2 protein-coding genes and 1 pseudogene are annotated in these 2,346 nt (G+C 72.6%); 2 read left to right on the top strand and 1 reads right to left on the bottom strand.

The annotated features are described in order from the left end of the window. Together AB0M20_RS38760 and AB0M20_RS38765 are read left to right on the top strand one after the other, a co-directional pair. A partial coding sequence (locus AB0M20_RS38760; protein WP_364305951.1) for a glycoside hydrolase family 3 C-terminal domain-containing protein occupies nt 1–1,729 on the top strand: 1,729 nt, incomplete at its 5' end. 4 nt (nt 1,730–1,733) lie between these two features. Further along, nucleotides 1,734–2,186, top strand: a complete 453-nt coding sequence (locus AB0M20_RS38765; protein WP_364305952.1) for a DUF4440 domain-containing protein — start codon at nt 1,734–1,736, stop codon at nt 2,184–2,186. Here the strand turns inward: AB0M20_RS38765 and AB0M20_RS38770 are convergent. Continuing rightward, nucleotides 2,155–2,346: pseudogene (locus tag AB0M20_RS38770) on the bottom strand (RNA polymerase subunit sigma-24); the annotation flags it as partial. The gene AB0M20_RS38765 and the pseudogene AB0M20_RS38770 sit on opposite strands and share 32 nt — an antisense overlap.

The raw sequence follows: 2,346 nt of genomic DNA on the forward strand, positions 1-2,346 counted from the left end.
GCTGGCGCCGGGTCTGGCCAGCGGGCGTACCCCGCTCTCCGGCCGCACCCCCGAGTACCTCGGCGAGGATCCGCTGCTCACCGGCCTGATCGCCGCCGCCGGCGTGCGCGGCATCCAGCACGACGATCGGGTGCTCGCGACGCTCAAGCACTACGTGGCGAACGAGCAGGAGCTCGACCGCCAGAGCAGCTCCTCAAACGCCGACGAGCGCACCTTGCGCGAGATCTACGATCTCCCGTTCGAGATCGCCGTGCACCGCGGACGGCCGGCGAGTGTGATGTGCTCCTACAACCAGATCAACCACGTGTATGCCTGTGAGCACCCGCGCCTGAACTCGGTGCTCAAGCGGGACATCGGTTTCGACGGCTACGTGATGTCCGACTTCGGCTCGGTGCACTCCACCGCCGCGAGCCTCGTCAACGGCCTCGACCAGGAGCTCAACCGCCCGATCTGGTTCACCCCCGCGCGCCTCGACGCGGCGCTCGCGGCCGGCGAGATCACTCAGCGGCAGATCGACGCCGCCGCGTTCCGGGTGGTCCGTGCCTACCTGCGCGGCGGCCTCTTCGATCACCCGCTGCCGGCGACGCCGGTGGCGGACGCCTCGACTCCGGCGCACAAGGCGATCGCCCGCGCCACCGCCGAGCAGGGTTCGGTCCTGCTGAAGAACGACGGCCTGCTGCCGTTGCGCCCGCGTCCCGGCGACGAGATCGCGGTGATCGGCCCGACCGCGTCGAGCACGCCGACCGGCGGGATCAGCGCGAGCTCGGTCTGCAGCCTGCCGTGGCGCTTCGGCAACCCGACGACGCTGCAGTGCGAGGACCTGGTCGCGCCGCTGGACGGAATCCGGTCGCGGGCGGCGCGGGACGACGCCACGGTGACGTTCGACGGCGGCAGCGACGTGGCGGCGGCTGCCGCGGCCGCGGCCCGGGCGGACGTCGCGGTGGTTTTCGGGTACGTGCGGATGGGCGAGTTCGCCGACCTCGCCGACCTGCGGCTGCAGGGCAACGGCGACGAGCTGATCGCCGCGGTGGCCGCCGCCAACCCGCGGACCGTGGTGGTGCTGCAGACCGGCAGCGCGGTCGAGATGCCGTGGCTCGGCGGGGTGCCCTCGGTGCTGGAGACCTGGTACGGCGGCGAGCAGATGGGCCCGGCGCTGGCCGCCCTGCTCTTCGGTGACGCATCGCCGTCCGGCAAGCTGCCGATGACCTTCCCGCGGCGGCTCGCGGACACTCCGACGGCGGTCTCGCCGGCCCGCTATCCGGGCGTCGTGGCCGACGGCATCCGACAGGTCGAGTACGGCGAGGGGCTGGCGGTAGGCCACCGCTGGTACGAGAGCCAGGGCATCACGCCGCTGTTCGCGTTCGGGCACGGGTTGTCGTACACGACGTTCGCCTACCGAGAGTTGGAGGTGCGGCGGGCCGGCGGCGAAATGCGGATCCGGTTCCGGGTGACGAACACCGGCCGGCGTACGGGCACCGAGGTCGCCCAGGCGTACCTGACGCTGCCGCCGTCCGCCGGGGCGCCGGGCCGGCGCCTGGCCGGTTGGTCGCGGGCCGCGCTCGCTCCGGGCGCGCACCGGGACGTGGAGATCCGCCTGGACCGCGACCTGCACCTGACGGAGATCTTCGACCCTGCCCGCGGCGACTGGACCACGGCCCGCGGGGCCTACGAGATCCACGTGGGCGGCTCGTCGGCGACCACGCTCCGCAGGTCGTTCCGCCTATGGTGAGCGGGTGGACGATGATCGGGCAGCCATCGCCGAGCTGGTGCGGACGTTCTTCGCGGCCTTCACGTCGGGCGGGAGTCTCGACGAGCTGCGGGCGGTTCTGCTGCCCGGCGCGGTGATCGTGCGGACCTGCGGCGGCGAGCCGGCCGTCCACGACGTCGACGGCTTCATCGCGCCGCGGCGGGAGCTGCTGACCGGCGGGAGGCTGACCGGCTTCCGGGAGTGGCCGCTGGACGGGCACACCGAGATCTTCGGCGACATCGCGCACCACTTCGGCGGCTATGCGAAGGAGGGCGTGCTCGACGGCGAGCCGTTCACCGGCCGCGGGATGAAGACGATGCAGTTCGTCCGCACCGCCGCCGGCTGGCGGATCAGCGCCGTGGCCTGGGACGACGAACGCCCGGGTTCTCCGGCCCGTAGGAGCACACCTACTCCCACGCGTGCAGTTTCTCGGGGTTGAGGACCGCCCAGATGTGCTTGATGCGGTCGCCGGCGATGTCGAACGCGTACACCACGATCGTCACCCCGCCGCGCCGGCCGACCAGGCCGGGGCGGCCGTTCACCGTACGCTCCAGCAGCGCCACGCCGGCCGCCTCCAGGGCCATACCGGCGAAATAGCC

Origin of the sequence: Actinoplanes sp. NPDC051633, from assembly GCF_040681735.1 — a bacterium.
Taxonomy (GTDB): Bacteria; Actinomycetota; Actinomycetes; order Mycobacteriales; family Micromonosporaceae; genus Actinoplanes.